Here is a 16,527-nt window from a genome sequence, read left to right on the forward strand (position 1 = left end):
CCGTTGAGAACTCGGTGAGGTGGCGGTCAGACTTTTGTCGACGTCAGCCGCCGGTCCAGCGCCGTGACCGCGTCGCGGAACGTTCGCCCCAGGCCCGCCCGGGCCAGCTTCAGGGCCAGCCGGAAGGGGGCCGGGCCGTCCGTGGCGAAGGTCCACTGCACCCGCGTGCCCGTTCCGGAGGGCGTGAGCCGCCACTCCTCGACCAGGGCGCGGGCCCCGGGGGCGTTCGTGACGTCCACCCGATACGCGTACACCTCAGGGGCCGTGGCCACGAGGACCGTCTCCTGGAAGCGAATGCCGCCCCTGAGCCGGATCTCGCGCCCGCCGCCGTCCTCGGTCGGCCGGGCCCGCGTCACCGCCGAGAACCACTCGGTCCAGCCCGGGACGTCCTCGGCGAGCGCGCGGAAGACAGCCTCTGGGGAAGCCGTCACGTCTCTGGCGAACACCAGGCGCACCGGAGCGGTCTCGATGAAGTCGGGTCCTACCGGGCGCAGTCGGCGTGCCATGTGCGAAACCCCCTGTGGGGACACGGTCGATGACAGAGAGCGCCCGCACCGCAGGGCGCGGCCCGGGGGCAGCGTCACCCTAACTGGCGGACCGTCAGATGTCTGTACCGTCTCCGGGTTCACCGGCCACCACCAGGCGCCTGAGGTGTTCCGAGATCTCCGCGCGGGCCTCGGCAGGCAGCCCCGCGTCGGTGACCAGCGTGTCGACCTGCTCCAGCGCGGCGAACGAACTCAGGCCCACGGTGCCCCACTTGGTGTGGTCGGCGACCACGACGACACGCCGAGCGGACTGCACCAGCCGCCTGTTCGTCTCGGCCTCCGCCAGGTTCGGCGTCGACAGGCCCGCTTCGACCGATATCCCGTGCACCCCGAGGAACAGCACGTCGAAGTGGAGCGCCGCGATGGCCTGGTCGGCCACCGGTCCCACGAGGGAGTCGGACGGTGTGCGCACCCCGCCGGTCAGGACGACAGTGGCGGCGCCCTGCCGCTGACCGGAGACGCGCTGCGCCGAGTGGAACACGTCCGCCACACGCACCGAGTTGGTGACCACGGTCAGGTCCGGGACGTCCAGGAGATGCTGGGCCAGCGCGTACGTCGTCGTACCGCCCGAGAGTGCGATCGCCGTGCCCGGCGCGACGAACTCGGCCGCGGCGCGCGCGATGTCCTCCTTGGCGGTCAGCTCCAGACCCGACTTGGCCTCGAAGCCCGGCTCGTGCGTGCTCGCCTCGGCCACCGGCACCGCGCCGCCGTGCACCTTCTCCAGCACACCCTGGCGGGCGAGGGCGTCCAGGTCGCGGCGGACCGTCATGTCGGAGACGCCGAGCCTGCGGGTCAGTTCGTTCACACGGACGCCACCGCGCCGTCGTACTTCGTCGATGATCAGGGCGCGACGCTGCTCTGCGAGGAGGTTCTGATTCTCACTCACGTCCGCTCCGGTCCTTTCGCCTCAGCCTGCCCGACACTGCGTCCGAACCCACTCCCACGTGGACATTCTCCCTGTCCTAGGTCTGGAGGACGCCTCATCCTCGCACGGGTCACAGACAGGCGCGCCACTGCCCGTACGGACTCCCGTCGAGGAGCTGTCACACGAATCGGGGAGATTCCGTGACTACAGGTGTGCGTACGGCCCTTGGGCGAGATCCTTGTGCCTGCACATGACACAGGGGAAAGACGTGGCACGGGGGAAGTGCGGAACAGTGGAACGTGCACGGGAAAACGGTTCGACGGGGGAGCTCGGCAGCCCCGCACAGCGGCCCGAAGCGGCTGCGACAGCCCTTGAACTCCTGGTTCACGGAGTCGGCGGCGCCTCACCGGAGGAGATGCTCGACGACCCCCGGACAGTCCGTGTCACCGGCGACGACACGGCGGCCGTCTACCGGCGCATCGCGGACGCCGACGCGGAGCAGCGTCCAGACGCCGACCGCGGCCAACCGGTGCCCGAGGCCTACGTGTGGTGCAACCTCACGTCCGGCAACGGCTCCCGCGCCCTGTGGCTGTTGCTGCTGCCCTTCATGGTGGTCAACCTCGCGCACTGGATGCGCCCCACCACCCGCGGCCGCAAGCGCACGGTCCGCCTGTACGGCCTGCTCGTCCGCCTGGCCGGACTCACCCTCACGGTGCTCCTGGTCGCCGCCGCCTGCGAGGTCGCCCTAGACCTGGCCGCCTGGCAGTGCGCGGGCACGCGCGCGTGCGCCGAGGAGCACTCCTGGCTGGCGTTCCTCTCACCGGACGCGTCCGCCGACGGCTGGTGGAGCCAACCGGGCCGCCGCCTCGCCCTGGCCTGCCTGGTGCCCACCGCGCTGACCGGCCTCCTCTGGTACCTGTCCCACCGCACCTGGAGCGCGTACGAGTCGCAGCAGCCGATGTCCCGCAAGGCCGAGCCCGACGAGGAGACCGGCCGGACGGGGCTCGGCCGGCCCGGGTTCTGGTACGGGCGCCGCCTGGTGGCCCGGCTGCGCGCCGCACACACCGCCGCGGGGCTGCTGACGGTCGCGGCGGCGGTCGGCACCTCCGCGGCGCGCTACGACCAGGCGTCGGGCGGCCCCGCTGTGCTGGAGGCCCTGGGCCGGCTCCTGGAAGTGACCCTCGTCGTGGGCTTCGCCGTCGTGCTGTGGGTGGTGTGCCGCAGGGGCCGCAGCGAGAACCGTCTCGACAAGGAACTCGACCGGTCACTGGTGCGCCTGCTGCCCATGGGCTCCGTCATCCTGCTGGTCCTGACCCTGCTGTACGCCGGTTGGTCGCGGCCCGGCTGGAACTCGGAGGGGCGGCTGCCCGGCGACATGACCTTCGGCGGCATCGCGCTCTTTGAGGGCGTACTCGTCATCGCGCTCGGCGTGGTGGCCCACATCCTGTTCCGCGCCCGACCCGACACGCGCACCGCGATGCGTGGTCTGGCCGGCCCCGCCGTCGCGATGCTGGCCTGCGCGCTGGGCGGTGTGATGTCCGGCGGGGTGGCCCAGCGCGTCGCCGACTGGCTGGACGGCACCCGGAGCTCGATCCCGGGCCCACCCGTCCTGCTGACCTGGCAGGCCTCCACGATCCCCGCGGTGCTCGTCGTGCTCGCGTTTCTCATCGGCTGGCTGGCCTGGCGCACCTGGCAGCTGCGAAACCGGGAGATGGGCGGCGTGGAGCTCGACTACGAAGGGGCGGCCAAGGACCCCGCCCGTACGCGCCGCATCGCGAACACACGCGCGATGGCCTCCCTCACCGACAGGGCACCCCTCATGGTCGCCGTCATCGCGTCCGTGACGTGGCTGCTCGGCGCCGGTGCTCTCGCGGGAGCGCTGGCGACCGAGGACCCGCCGAGCGAGGCCGCGCGAGGGACGTACGCCTTCGTCCAGGGCGCCGCGGAGACCGCGCAGGCGCTCGGCTCCTGGCTGATCGGCCTCGGCTTCATACTGTTCGTCACCTGGGGCCGCCGCGCCTACAAGGACCCGGCGGCCCGCCGCACCATCGGCATCCTCTGGGACGTCGGCACCTTCTGGCCGCGCGCCGCCCACCCCTTCGCGCCGCCCTGCTACGCCGAGCGCGCCGTGCCCGACCTGACCTGGCGCATGGCGACCTGGACCCGCGCCACCGGCGGGCGGCTCGTGATCTCCGGGCACTCCCAGGGCAGCGTGCTGGCCGCCGCGGCGGCCTGGCAGCTGAAGCCGTCCGTACGCAAACGGGTCGCGCTCCTCACCTACGGCTCACCGCTGGAACGCCTGTACGGGCGCTGGTTCCCGGCCCACTTCGGCCCGGCCGCCCTCAGTTCCCTGCACCGCGAGGTCGCCTGCTGGCGCAATCTCTACCGGCCGACGGACCCCATCGGCGGCGGCGTCCAGCTGCCCGGCGACTGCGGCCCCCAGGTCGACCGCGAGCCCCTCAAGGACCCGCTCGCCTATGGACGCACCGCTCAGCACCCGCTGCCCGCGCCGATCCTGGGCCACTCCGACTACCAGGCGGACCCGGCGTTCGCCGAGGAGCGGGGACAACTGCTGGCGCGGCTGACGCCGGACGTGCCGGTCCCGCGCGCGCGGGACGACGGCGCGCCTCAGGGCAGGTCCGGCAGATCCTCCGAATAAAGCAGGGTGAGGTCGTCCTTGCTCGGCTCCTCCAGCTGGGCGACCCGCCCCGCGTGCCGCTCGACCATCGACTCGAACGTCTGCCGCGCGGTGCGGCCGTTGCCGAAAGCCGGCCCCTTGGGGATCGCCGTGAAGTACTTCAGCAGCGCCTCGGGTGCCCCCGGGGCCAGTTGGTACTCGTGCTCCTCGGCCTGCTGCTCCACGATCCGCAGCAGCTCGTCGGGGTCGTAGTCGCTGAAGGTGATGGTCCGTGAGAAGCGGGACGCCACACCGGGGTTGACGGTGAGGAACCGCTCCATCTCGGCGGTGTAGCCCGCCACGATCACGACCACCGCCTCCCGGTGGTCCTCCATCAGCTTGACCAGCGTGTCGATGGCCTCACGCCCGAAGTCGCGGCCCGAGTCCTCCGGCGACAGCGCGTACGCCTCGTCGATGAACAGGACCCCGCCGCGCGCCTTGTCGAACGCTTCCTGCGTACGGATCGCAGTGGAACCGATGTGCTCGCCGACCAGGTCCACGCGGGACACCTCGACGAGATGCCCCTTCTCCAGGACACCGAGCGAGGCGAGGATCTCGCCGTACAGCCGCCCGACCGTGGTCTTGCCGGTGCCGGGGGAGCCGGTGAAGACCAGATGCCGCCGGGCGGAGGCCGCCTTGAGGCCCGCAAGCTGGCGGCGGCGGCCCACCTCGATCATGTCGGTCAGGGCCCGCACCTCGCGCTTGACGCTCTCCAGGCCCACCAGCGCGTCGAGTTCACCGAGGACGGCCTTCGGTGAACGCGTCGGCTGCTCGGGCTCCTGCGCGGCGACGAGGGGCTCCTGCTCGGTGGTGCGCTGGCCCGGGATCGCGCCCAGCAGTCCCGCGGAGGCGCTCGACGTCTGTACGGCGGTCTCGTGCGCCGGGGACCGCAGTCCCGCGCTCTCGTCGCTCGTGCAGTCCTCCACGACCGGTCCGTCGCCCGCGCCCGGTGCGGTGCCGGCGTCGGCGAAGTCGAAACCCCCGCGCGCGCACCGCTCCGTACGGCACTTCTTCAGGGTCGCGCGGCAGCCGTCGATCACATGGAAGCCGTAGCCCCCGCTGTCCGTCACCCGGCAGTTGAGGAAGCTGCCCCGGCCACCCGCGGACACATAGAAGCCCGCCTCGGCGGGTGAGGTGACCGTGCAGCGCTCGATGGTCGGATCGGCGCCCTTGGTGACGATCACGCCGGTCTGGGTGCCGTCCACGGTGCAGCCGGACAGGGTGCCGCCGCTGCCGTGGTCGCGGAACCAGGCGCCCGTCGCGGCGTCCCGGATACGGCAGTCGTCGAGCTGCGCCGTCGCGCCGTCACTCACCGACACGGCCGTGTTCCGCACCTGCGACAGGTCGCAGTCGACGACGTCCGCGCGTGAACCGCGGTCGAGGACGAACAGAGCGTCCGGCACGTCGTGCACCCGGCACGAGTCGAGCACGGCCGTGGCGCCGTCGCTGATCCACACCGCGGGGTAGTCGCCCGTGCTGTCGAAGATCTCGCACTGGTTGGCGTCCACGCGCGTGCCCGGGTCCCAGACCGACAGGCCGTTGCGCCCGAACTGCCGCACGGTGGTGCGCGTCAGCGTGAGGACCGAGCGTGAGCGCAGGTCGACCGCGTTCTCCGGGATGTCGTGGATGCGGCAGTCGGCGAGCGTGAGGACCGCGTCCGTGTCGAGGGTGATGCCGTCCCCGGTCGTACGGTGCACATCGCAGTCGGTGAGATGTGCCGTGGCACGCCCGGTGATCTGCACTCCGGAGCCCTTGACCTCGTACACCTCGCAGCCGACGGCTTCCAGCGACGAGCCCTCGCCGGTCGCCGACAGGCCCGCTCCGGAGGCGTGGTGCACCCGGCAGCGCTCCAGACGCGGACGGCCGCCTCCGCGGACCGCCACGCCCGACTGGCCTGCCGCGACGACCTCGCACTCCTCGAACACCCCACCGCCGCCGTCCAGTACGGCGATGCCGATACCGGCCGGATTGTCGACCGTGCAGCGGCGCACGGTCGGGCGGGCGCCGCCGCGCACCTCGATCCCGGCGGCGGAGCGCGTGACGATCCGCACGTCGAGCAGTTCGGGGGTGCCCTCCTCGACGAGCAGCGCGGGCGAGGCCGAGTCCTGGCCCTCCACATGCAGGTCCTGGACCACGGCGGAGGCGCGCACGGTCAGCGGCACTCCGTCGACCGGCGCGATGCGCACGGAACCGGGGGAGCCTTCGGGGCCGCGCAACGTCACCGCGCGCTCGACCACCAGATTCTCGCGGTAGGTGCCCGGAGCGACAGTGAGAACGTCACCGTCGCCCGCCGCCTCCAGAGCGGCGGCCAGCGATGCGTACTCACCCGTGCGGCGCCGCCACCGCGAGGTGCCGGTGTGCGTCACCTGGACCGTGCCCTGTGCCATGGCGCTGTTCTGTCCCCACCTCGTCATACGCGGGTCCTGCGAGGCCGACCGGAAAGCCCGTCGGCATGACGGAAAGCCTCTCACGACGGTGCCGAAGACCTCCGCCGGTCCACCGTAGCGTGCGCGGGGACACCGGGTTGACCGGAGTGGGAAGGCTGTCAGCTGCCCGCGCCGGTCCTGCCCCAGTCGGGCCCCGCCTTGTCCCAGGCACGGTCCCAACGGGCGTACCGGCGAAGGACCATGCGCCAGACGATCAGCCGCCTGCCGCCCTCGACGAGTCCCACGGCCAGCACGGCCGCGCCGAACCCGGCCAGCACGGCGTGTGTCGTCGCGGTGGCACCGTCCAGCGGGCGGCCCACTATTCGGCCGTGCGGGTCGGTCCAGATCGTGAAGTGGTCCCCGGGTGCTGGGGACTTGATGGCGGCCGTCACCGTGCCATGCTGTCCGGTGCCGTCCGGTGCCGTCCAGTTGGCCACTACACGGCTGTGGGAGTCCCGTCCCGAGGCTGTCTCGGGGTCCGGGTCGAGCAGCGGGTTGCGGGCCGCCTTCTTGACGACTGTGGCCACCACTTCGTGGCGGGCCTCGCGCTGGTCCTGTACGGACTGCTGCAGGGCGCTCTGGGCGGAGGCTCCGACAGCGGCTCCGACGAGAGGGGCGACAGCGAGGATCAGCACGATGGCGGCCAGGGCCAGCCAGGCCTCGACCAGATCGGTCCTGCGGCGCAGTGGGTTGTGCCGCCAACGCCAGAGTCCGCCGATTGCTCGCACCGTTCCGCACCCCCTTCCGCTTCCGTGATAACCCACCGCGGAGTCGTTCGCTCGTCGAGTCCGGGGAAGAGAGAGCGAAATCACCCCGCCCTGGGCCTTTTATGAACTTCTCACGAAGTCTCAACGACCGTGCCTGGGAGCCGGGTTCCCGATGTGCGTGGCCTATTCACGGAACTTGGCCGGGCGGGTTATTCGAGGACGGTGACCGCGTCGCCGATCCGCACCGTGCCCACAGACTCAGGCACCAGGTTCTGCCCGAAGACCAGCCGGTCCCCGAAGCGGCGGTGGCGCCCGAGGGTCCGCAGCGGCTCCTTGCCGCGCTGGGCGGTGCCCTGGTCGGTAGTGGTGACGACGCACCTTCCGCACATCTTGGCGACCCGGAAGTTGACCGCGCCTATAGCGATCCGCGACCAGTCGTCCTCGGCCCAGGCCGCCGTGCCCGCCACAACCACGTTCGGCCGGAAACGGTTCATGGGCAGCGGACCCTCGTCCGCGTGATCGCCCTGGGCGATGAGGGAGTTGAGGGCGTCGAGCGAGGCCAGCGTGGTGAGCAGCAGCGGATAGCCGTCGGCGAGACTGACGGTCTCGCCCGGCAAGGCGTGCGGAGGGTCGTCGATGGGGCGGCGGGTGGCGGGGGCGTCCATGTGCAGGAGGCGCACGTCCGCGCCCAGATAGTCGCTGCACCAGTCGTGCGCGGTGTCGTCGGCGAGGACCGCTTCCACCTTGGTCCCGAAAATGTTCAGCGTCGTCGTGCCCATCGGCTCCGGCACGGGGACGGTCACCGGCTCACGGCCCGATGCGGACAGACGAACGCCGCCGCCGGGCAGAAGCTCGGCGGCGGCCAGCGCCAGACGAGGCTGCTGGCGTTGCGTGACGACCTTTCCCCCGTCGTCGATCAGCACCCAGCGTCGGTCTCCGGCCAGCCCCCAGGGCTCCACCAGGGCTTCCCGGGGCTCCTGGCCCCTGAACGCCTTGACCGGATGGACATGAATCGAGTGCAGCTCCGCGTTCCCCATGGCGCAATCTTGCCAGCAGGCACCGACAATCCGGTGCGAATGCCTCAGTACCCGCGGTACTGCTGGCCGTTGTACGGATCCTGGTAAGGAGCCGGAGTGGGACGGGGGGCTGCGGGGCGCATCGCCTCGTAGCCCGTGCCGGGCGCCATCGGGCGCTGCTGCTGGGGCTGGGCGCCCGGGTAGCCGCGCGGGGCACCGGCCTGTTGCGGAATGTAGGGCGCGGGGGCCTGCTGCAGCGGTGCGGGCTGCTGGGCCTGCGGGTAGCCGTACATCGGGGCCTGGGCCTGATACGAGGGTCCGGCCGGCAGGGCGGGAAGTGCCGAAGGAAGCGCGGGCAGGTGGTTGCCCGTGTCGTAGGCGGCGGGGACCCGGATCGGGGCGATCTGGGGAGTCCCCCGCTCGGCGACGAGCGAGTCGTAGATCGGGGTGTCCGGGAAGGACGGCGCGGAGTAGTAACCGCCGCCATAGGTGGAGCGGGGGGAGGTCATGGCACATAAGTTAAGCCCACGATGTGCTGGTTGGGGAGACCGATAAGAGGGTTGTTTTCCGTGTCGGCAGTGACGCGGGATCCCCAATGCGAGCGAACTCGGCAAAAAAGGGCACCAAAGCGCGTTCAGATCGTGTAAAGGCCGAGTACCTGGGAGGTTACCGGCGGTTGACCACCGATCTTCCGGTGCGGATCATGGGAGTTCGGTACGCGGGGGATTAGGTTTGGCGGGAGTGGAGTCGGCGGACTGCCCGAGGCGCGGCCCGGCGCGGAGAGCATGTGATGGGGGCGTACATGTCAATGCCTAAGGGATCGAATGTTCCCGTGCCGACGACCGCCTTGCGCGTCGAATTGGGATGGCGTTCAGGACCAGGGGTGCCCGACGCGGATGCCTCCGCGCTGCTGCTGGTCTCCGGAAGGGTCCGGTCGGACGGCGATTTCGTCTTCTACAACCAGCCGGAGCATTCCTCCGGCGCCGTGCGGCACGAGGGCAAGCGGGACGCGGGCGGCCAGGTGACCGACACCCTGCTCATCGACCTCGCGCGCGTGGAGCCCGCGATCGAGACCGTGGTGCTGGCCGCCTCCACGGACGGCGGCCCCTTCGGGCAGGTGCCCGGACTGTACGTCCGAGTGCTCGACGCACAGCGCGGCACCGAGGTCGCCCGCTTCGACAGCGCAGACGCCACCGTCGAGACCGCGTTCGTGCTCGGCGAGTTCTACCGGCGCCAGGGCGCCTGGAAGTTCCGCGCCGTCGGACAGGGGTACAGCAGCGGTCTGGAAGGGCTGGCCACGGATTACGGGATCACGGTGGACGAACCGCAGCACGCGGCACAGCCCGCGGCTCCGCCGGTGACCATGGCGCGGCCCGCTGCCCAGCCCGTCCCCACGCCGCCGCCCGTCCCGCCGACGGCACCTCCGACCCCGGTACGCCTGACCAAGGTCACGCTCACCAAGGAGGCCCCGTCGGTCTCGCTGAGCAAGCAGGGCGGCACGTCCGGCGCCATGCGCGTGAACCTCAACTGGGAGGTGCGCAAGCAGTTCTCGGGGTGGGGCAGCAAGCTGGGCCGGGCTGTCGCGATGCACGCGGATCTCGACCTCGACCTCTGCGCGCTGTACGAGCTGTCCGACGGCCGCAAGGGAGTCGTCCAGGCGCTCGGCAACGCCTACGGAGCGCTGCACCAGCCGCCGTACATCCATCTCGACGGCGACGACCGCACCGGTGCGTCGGCGAGCGGCGAGAACCTGTCCATCAACCTCGACCACAAGCAGAGCTTCCGGCGCATCCTCATCTTCGTGACCATCTACGAAGGAGCACGTTCCTTCGCCGACCTGAACGCCACGGTCACCCTCCAGCCGCTGAACGGTGCCCCGATCGACTTCTCGCTCGGTGAGTGCACAGTGCCCTCGACCGTCTGCGCCCTCGCCCTCATCACGAGCAATGGCGGCGATCTGATCGTCCAGCGTGAGGCCCGGTTCCTGGTCCCCGAGCGCGGAGTGAGCCCCCAGCGCACCGTCGACTACGCCTACGGGTGGGGCATGAACTGGACCCCCGGCCGGAAGTGAGCGGTCAGCTCTCGTCCAGGGCGGTGTCGGGACGGGCGTAGGTGCGGCCCTTCCAGGCGGCGCCCCGCCCCCTGTAGTGCTGCACCGCGGAATCGACCGTCATGAGGAGATACAGGAACGCCGTGACGGGCAGCAGCGGAGCCAACCACAGGGGCTGCCGGTAGTAGCGCAGCATCGGCAGATACGTCGCCGTCATCAGCAGCCAGGCGAGCCCCCCGGCCGTCGCCGCCCACGCACTCCCCGTGGCGAGGCCCACGAAGAGCGCGATCGGCGGCACCAGGTAGACGACGGCGAGGCCGGCGACCGTCCCGGTGAGCAGCAGCGGATTGTGCCGCAGCTGGGCGTACGCGCTGCGCGAGACCATCCGCCACAGGTCGTGCAGGCGCGGATACGGGCGGACGCTGTCCACTCGCTCCGCCAGCCCCAGCCAGATGTGGCCGCCACCCCCCTTGACCGCCCTCGCGAGCGCGACGTCGTCGATGACGGCATGGCGGATGGCGTCCGGAATCCGCGCCCGCTCGGCCGCGTCCTCACGCAGCAGGACGCAGCCGCCCGCCGCGGCAGCCGTGCGCGAGCCCCGCACGGCGATCCGGCGGAACGGGTAGAGCTGGGCGAAGAAGTAGACGAAAGCGGGTACGACGAGCCGCTCCCACACGCTTTCCACCCGCAGCCGGGCCATCTGCGAGACCAGGTCGAATCCGCCGGTGCGCGCCGCCGCCACCAACTCCCGCAGGCTGTCCGGCGCATGGGCGATGTCGGCGTCCGTCAGCAGCAGATATTCGGGTGCACGCGCGCGTGCCAGACCGATGCCGTGGCGCACCGCCCAGAGCTTGCCCGTCCAGCCCGCGGGCGGTTCCCCGGGCGAGCCGACGGTGAGCGGCAGCCCGCCGTGCAGCCGCGCCAGCTCACGGGCCAGCTCCCCGGTGCCGTCCGAGCTGCCGTCGTCCACGAGGAAGATTTCGGCCCGCCCCGGATAGTCCTGTGCGAGGAGCGAGGGCAGGCTGTCCGGCAGCACGGCGGCCTCGTCACGCGCCGGTACGACGACACAGACGGACGGCCAGTCGTCGGGCTCCCCGCGCGGCGGCAGTCTCACATCCGTACGCCAGAAGAAGCCCTGGCCGAGCAGCAGCCACAGCCAGGCGGCCAGTGATCCGACAGCGGTCCACACAACGGCGCTCACCCGCCGCAGTCTGCCCCACCCCAGCGGCCCGTTGAGGCGGATCGTCTATGGTGACCGGGTGAAGATCGCGCTCATGGACTCCGGTACGGGACTACTCGCCGCCGCTGCCGCGGTACGCCGCCTGCGGCCCGACGCCGATCTCATCCTCTCCTCGGACCCCGGCAGCATGCCCTGGGGACCTCGCACAGCGGAAGACGTGACCGCACGGGCCCTCGCCGTCGCCGAGGCCGCCGCGCAGCACCACCCGGACGCGCTGATCGTCGCCTGCAACACCGCCTCCGTGCGCGCCCTGCCCGCCCTGCGCGCCCGTCTGGAGCCGGGGGTGCCCGTCATCGGCACCGTCCCGGCGATCAAACCGGCCGCGGCCGGCGGCGGACCCGTCGCGATCTGGGCCACGCCCCTCACCACCGGCAGCCCCTACCAGCGGGGTCTCATCCGCGAGTTCGCGGACGGAGTGGACGTCACCGAGGTGGCCTGCCCCGGTCTCGCCGAAGCCGTGGAGCACGCGGACCAGGAGGCCGTCGACGCCGCGATCGCCGCGGCCGCCGCTCGCACCCCCGACGATGTAAGGGCCGTTGTCCTGGGCTGCACCCATTACGAGCTGGTCGCCGACCGCATCCGCGACGCCGTACAGCAGCCGGGCCTGCCGCCGCTCGTCCTGCATGGCTCCGCCGGAGCGGTCGCCGCCCAGGCGCTGCGCAGGATCGGCGAGGTCCCGGCCCCGGAGGCCCCCGCCGTCGGCTCTCTCACAGTGCTCCTCAGCGGCCAGGAGGGCGCGCTTCCCGCTGCCGCGCTGGCCTACGAGGAAGGCCGCCTCCTGTCCGCGGTCACCCCCGCGCGTTGACCGTCGGTCACCGGTGAACACCCTCGGTTCGGACACCCTCGGTCACGAAACGGACGCCTTGCGTACGAAGAATGTCCACCCGGAGCAGTAACGCTCCGCAACCCGGTGCCCGCAGTGCGGAACCTGAGTAGTCTCATTGCCATGAGGGACCACCCCCACGGCAAAAAGACCTCGCACCCGGCCATCTGGACAGGGCGCGCGACCAACCGTGTCCAGTGGCTGCCCGCGCTCGGCGGGGCCGCGTGCATCGCGCTCGGCATCGAGCTGGCCGTCGACTCCGCGTGGACGTCGGGCAGTGCCCCGCTAGTCATGTCCGTCGTCGGCTGCATCGCGGCAGGACTGCTGATCCTTTTCGGCACGCTCGCATTCGTGCATGTCGCCGTGAAGGTCGACAAGGACTCCCTCGAAGTGCGCTGCGGCCACATAGGGCTGCCGCGTCGCCGCATCCCGCTCTCGAACGTCGTCGGCGCCGATTTCGCGCCCTCGGTCACCCCCCGCCAGTGGGGCGGCTGGGGCTACCGCTGGCGGCCCGAGATGGGGACCGCGGTCATCGTCCGGCGTGGCGAGGGCGTGGTGCTCCTCCTCGGGGACGGCCATACGTTCACGATCACGGTGGACAACGCGGAGGCGGCCGTACGGATCATCCGCGACCACCTGCGCGCGACCACGCCAGGCACGGCGCTCTGACCCAGCCCCCTGTCCTACGGCTGATCAGTCCCCTGCGTCGCGGCTGAAGGCGGTTGCCGGGGGCACTCCACCCGTGTCGACGATGAGCTCCGGCACCTCCTCGGACAGCGGTCGTGACGTGGCGAACCCGGCCAGCAGCCCCGCGCCGGCCGTCACCGTGGTGAAGCTGAGGGCGTTGCCGACCGACGCGACGACGGCCAGAGCGGTCAGGGCCGCGCCCGCCGTGAGTGCGATCGGTGTGGGACGCCGCGTGCGCCACAGGGCGTACAGGACCCAGCAGAACACCGCCGCGAGGAGTGCCACGCCGATCACGCCCTGCTCGGCCGCCTGCTGCAGAGGCGCGGAGTGGGGCTTGCCGTCGGGCAACAGCGACTGCGTGACCGTCGGGCCGAGTTCCCCGTAGCGCCCGGGGCCGGCGCCAAGAGCCGGATACTCGCGGGCCAGGTGCAGCGCGTCGCGCCAGAGCAGGACCCGGTGCTGGGTGAGTGGCCCTTCCAAAGCGGCGGTCAGGCCGTCCGGCAGCACGTTCTCGGCTATCGCCCAGGTCGTTCCCGTCACCAGGGCGGTGGTGAGCGCGAGGCCGGCCAGTCCCAGGGCACGGCGGCGCATGCGGGCGGCGGCGAGGGAGCACAACAGCACCCCCGTGCACAAGACGACTCCCGTGGTCGACCCCAGCACCGCCGCGGTCACCACGATCCCGGCGGCCAGCAGCCGCAGTGCGAAGCGCAGCACCAGCGGGCGGGCGGCCCAGGCCGCGCAGCAGGCGGCTCCGGCGGAGAGGATCAGCAGCGCGGCCGTGGCGCCGCTGTGTCCGAGCGGCGAGGTGATCTGCGGGCCGGGAGTGGTGTGCGGGGCGGTGACCGCGAGGCCGAGTCCGGCGAGCGCGCCCGCGCAGGGCGCTGCGACCGGCAGCAGAGCCCCGAGGATCCGTCCCGAGGCGTAACCGGCTGCCACGGCGAGTATCGCCAGGAGTACGCCCTCGGGTCGGCCGTCGTGCGCGCCCGCCGTGACCAAGGACCAGATCGCGCACGCCGCGAGCACGATCACGCCCGCGACGTCGGATGCGTTGCGTCTGTCGCCCGCGGCCGCGGGATCGGCCGCAGAAGTCATCCTCGTGGACCCCACCCCGTCGCCCCCCGACTGTGACGGGCCCCGGCCGTCGAGGCCGCTTCCGGCCGCACGTCAGAGGCTCGGGCACACCGTAACGGGTGATGCGCCAGTTTGTGGACAAGTTGCGCAGGAACGTTGCGGCAGATGCGAGGGGGGAGCGCTCCGCCGGGCCGCGGTTTTCCGCCGGGCCGTCGGCTCCCACGGGATGGACCGCACTGTCGGTGCCCAGGTCACGCGCCGTACACTCCCGGAGTGACCGCCACCGCGACATCCGTAGACGAGCCGGAGCAGCTCGAACCCCAGGCCGCGCCCGAATCGCGTGGGGCCAGACTCGCCCGCCGTCTCGTTCCGGCCGCCTCCGCGGTGCTCTCCGGCGTGCTGCTGTACGTCAGTTTCCCGCCGCGCACTCTGTGGTGGCTTGCCCTTCCGGCCTTCGCGATCTTCGCCTGGACGCTGCGCGGACGCACCTGGAAGGCGGGTCTCGGGCTCGGCTATCTGTTCGGCCTCGGATTCCTGCTGCCGCTGCTCGTGTGGACCGGTGTCGAGGTCGGCCCCGGGCCGTGGATCGCTCTCGTCATCGCGGAGTCGGTGTTCGTCGCACTCGTCGGCGCGGGTATCACGGCCGTCTCCCGGCTGCCGGGCTGGCCCCTGTGGGCGGCGACGCTGTGGATCGCGGGCGAGGCGGCACGCGCGCGCGTGCCGTTCGGCGGGTTCCCCTGGGGGAAGATCGCCTTCGGGCAGGCGGACGGTGTCTTCCTTCCGCTCGCCGCGGTGGGCGGCACTCCGGTGCTCGGCTTCGCGGTCGTGCTCTGTGGCTTCGGGCTGTACGACGTCGTGCGCCTGGTTCTCGAAGGCCGCCGCACCCGGGTAGTGCGGCGCGGTGCCGCCGCGGTGGCACTGCTCAGCGTCGTCGTCCCCGTGGCGGGAGCGCTCGCAGCGCGGTCGCTGGTGAGTGACAAGGCCGAGGACGGCACGGCGACCGTCGCGGTCATCCAGGGCAATGTGCCGCGTGCGGGGCTGGAGTTCAACGCCCAGCGGCGTGCCGTGCTCGACTACCACGCGCGGGAGACCGAGCGGCTTGCCGCCGAGGTCAAGGCGGGCAAGGTCGCCCAGCCCGACTTCGTGCTGTGGCCGGAGAACTCCTCGGACATCGACCCGTTCACCAACCCCGACGCGCGCGCCGTGATCGACGCAGCGGCCAAGGCGATCGACGCCCCCATCTCGGTCGGCGGTGTCGTCGAGCGGGACGGCAAGCTCTACAACGAGCAGATCCTCTGGGACCCGGACAAGGGCGCGGTCGACACCTACGACAAGCGGCAGGTCCAGCCCTTCGGCGAGTACCTCCCGCTGCGTTCGCTCATCGGGGCCATCAACAGCAACTGGACGTCCATGGTCAGCCAGGACTTCAGCCGCGGCACCAAGGCGGGCGTGTTCACCATGGACGGCACCAAGGTCGGCCTCGCCACCTGCTACGAGGCCGCCTTCGACTGGGCCGTGCGGGACACCGTCACGGACGGCGCCCAGATGATCTCGGTGCCCAGCAACAACGCGACCTTCGACCGCAGCGAGATGACCTACCAGCAGCTCGCCATGTCCCGCGTCCGCGCAGTGGAGCACAGCCGCACCGTCACGGTGCCGGTGACCAGCGGCGTCAGCGCCGTCATCATGCCGGACGGGAAGATCACCCAGAAGACCGGGATGTTCGTGGCGGACTCGCTCGTCCAGAAGGTGCCGCTGCGCTCCTCGGAGACCCCTGCCACGCGGCTCGGGATCCTTCCCGAGATGCTCCTGGTGCTGATCGCGGCCGGCGGGCTCGGCTGGGCGGTGGCGACGACGGTGCGCGGACGACGCGACAACAGTGTTTAGCGTGGCGTTCCCGGACCGCAACGGAGCTGCCGAACAGGGCCGTTAGGGTCGATGCATGGCTACTCCTGACTTCATCCACACGATCCGGGCCACCGCCGGCCACCAGCTGCTCTGGCTGCCCGGAGTCACCGCCATCGTCTTCGACGACGCGGGCAGAGTGCTGCTGGGGCGCCGCTCCGACACACGCAAGTGGTCGGTGATCGGTGGCATCCCCGACCCGGGGGAGCAGCCCGCTGCCGCAGCGGTGCGGGAGGTCTTCGAGGAGACGGCGGTGCGATGCGTCGTCGAGCGGGTCGTGCTCGTGCAGGCCCTTGCGCCGGTGACCTACGGGAACGGCGACATCTGTCAGTACATGGACACCACGTTCCGGTGCCGGGCTGTCGGCGGTGAGGCGCGTGTCAACGACGACGAGTCACTGGACGTCGGCTGGTTCGACGTGGACGCCCTGCCGGAGCTGAACGAGTTCTGCCAGCTTCGGATCAAGCAGGCACTGTCCGACGCACCCACATGGTTTGACCCTACGACCTGAGTGT

General features: G+C 71.5%; 14 protein-coding genes. 6 read left to right on the top strand and 8 right to left on the bottom strand.

Annotated elements, in window-relative coordinates; all coding sequences use genetic code 11:
• Positions 1-26 precede the first annotated feature (26 nt).
• Together OG246_RS28835 and OG246_RS28840 are read right to left on the bottom strand one after the other, a co-directional pair.
• On the bottom strand, positions 27-506 hold the full coding sequence (locus OG246_RS28835; RefSeq protein ID WP_266469729.1) for an SRPBCC family protein: 480 nt from the start codon (positions 504-506) through the stop codon (positions 27-29).
• A 94-nt stretch (positions 507-600) separates the two neighbouring features.
• The gene (locus OG246_RS28840; protein WP_266469731.1) at positions 601-1,431 is read right to left on the bottom strand and encodes a DeoR/GlpR family DNA-binding transcription regulator; all 831 of its coding nucleotides are present in this window, start codon (positions 1,429-1,431) and stop codon (positions 601-603) included.
• A 271-nt stretch (positions 1,432-1,702) separates the two neighbouring features.
• Between OG246_RS28840 and OG246_RS28845 the strand changes: the two genes are divergently transcribed.
• Positions 1,703-4,069, top strand: coding sequence for a hypothetical protein (locus OG246_RS28845; protein ID WP_266469733.1), 2,367 nt, complete (start codon positions 1,703-1,705; stop codon positions 4,067-4,069).
• Here OG246_RS28845 and OG246_RS28850 read toward each other — a convergent pair.
• The 4 genes from OG246_RS28850 to OG246_RS28865 all read right to left on the bottom strand — a co-directional run bounded on the left by OG246_RS28850 (position 4,039) and on the right by OG246_RS28865 (position 8,745).
• Positions 4,039-6,474, bottom strand: a complete 2,436-nt coding sequence (locus OG246_RS28850; RefSeq protein WP_266470989.1) for a right-handed parallel beta-helix repeat-containing protein — start codon at positions 6,472-6,474, stop codon at positions 4,039-4,041. The two genes, OG246_RS28845 and OG246_RS28850, sit on opposite strands and share 31 nt — an antisense overlap.
• Before the next feature lie 158 nt (positions 6,475-6,632).
• On the bottom strand, positions 6,633-7,241 hold the full coding sequence (locus OG246_RS28855) for a hypothetical protein (protein ID WP_266469736.1): 609 nt from the start codon (positions 7,239-7,241) through the stop codon (positions 6,633-6,635).
• A 188-nt stretch (positions 7,242-7,429) separates the two neighbouring features.
• Positions 7,430-8,257, bottom strand: coding sequence for an MOSC domain-containing protein (locus tag OG246_RS28860; protein ID WP_266469739.1), 828 nt, complete (start codon positions 8,255-8,257; stop codon positions 7,430-7,432).
• Between the two features lie 44 nt (positions 8,258-8,301).
• On the bottom strand, positions 8,302-8,745 hold the full coding sequence (locus tag OG246_RS28865; protein ID WP_266469742.1) for a DUF6643 family protein: 444 nt from the start codon (positions 8,743-8,745) through the stop codon (positions 8,302-8,304).
• Positions 8,746-9,044: 299 nt separating this feature from the next.
• On the opposite strand from OG246_RS28865, the gene OG246_RS28870 reads away from it, so the two are divergent.
• Entirely contained in the window at positions 9,045-10,307 is a 1,263-nt protein-coding gene (locus tag OG246_RS28870; protein WP_266470991.1) for a TerD family protein, read from the top strand.
• Positions 10,308-10,311: 4 nt separating this feature from the next.
• On the opposite strand, the gene OG246_RS28875 is transcribed toward OG246_RS28870, so the two are convergent.
• Entirely contained in the window at positions 10,312-11,487 is a 1,176-nt protein-coding gene (locus OG246_RS28875) for a glycosyltransferase (RefSeq protein WP_266469744.1), read from the bottom strand.
• A 58-nt stretch (positions 11,488-11,545) separates the two neighbouring features.
• On the opposite strand from OG246_RS28875, the gene OG246_RS28880 reads away from it, so the two are divergent.
• Positions 11,546-12,331 (top strand): glutamate racemase, encoded by a 786-nt coding sequence (locus OG246_RS28880; RefSeq protein WP_266469746.1) that lies wholly within the window; start codon positions 11,546-11,548, stop codon positions 12,329-12,331.
• A 141-nt stretch (positions 12,332-12,472) separates the two neighbouring features.
• The gene (locus tag OG246_RS28885; protein ID WP_266469748.1) at positions 12,473-13,018 is read left to right on the top strand and encodes a hypothetical protein; all 546 of its coding nucleotides are present in this window, start codon (positions 12,473-12,475) and stop codon (positions 13,016-13,018) included.
• A 24-nt stretch (positions 13,019-13,042) separates the two neighbouring features.
• On the opposite strand, the gene OG246_RS28890 is transcribed toward OG246_RS28885, so the two are convergent.
• Positions 13,043-14,128, bottom strand: a complete 1,086-nt coding sequence (locus OG246_RS28890) for an O-antigen ligase (RefSeq protein ID WP_266469750.1) — start codon at positions 14,126-14,128, stop codon at positions 13,043-13,045.
• Between the two features lie 252 nt (positions 14,129-14,380).
• On the opposite strand from OG246_RS28890, the gene lnt reads away from it, so the two are divergent.
• Together lnt and OG246_RS28900 are read left to right on the top strand one after the other, a co-directional pair.
• A complete protein-coding gene (gene lnt / locus OG246_RS28895) occupies positions 14,381-15,994 on the top strand; it encodes an apolipoprotein N-acyltransferase (protein WP_266469752.1) in 1,614 nt (537 codons plus the stop codon).
• A 55-nt stretch (positions 15,995-16,049) separates the two neighbouring features.
• Positions 16,050-16,523, top strand: a complete 474-nt coding sequence (locus OG246_RS28900; RefSeq protein ID WP_266469754.1) for an NUDIX domain-containing protein — start codon at positions 16,050-16,052, stop codon at positions 16,521-16,523.
• Positions 16,524-16,527 lie beyond the last annotated feature (4 nt).

The sequence above is a fragment of the Streptomyces sp. NBC_00620 genome (assembly GCF_026341825.1).
GTDB lineage: Bacteria > Actinomycetota > Actinomycetes > Streptomycetales > Streptomycetaceae > Streptomyces.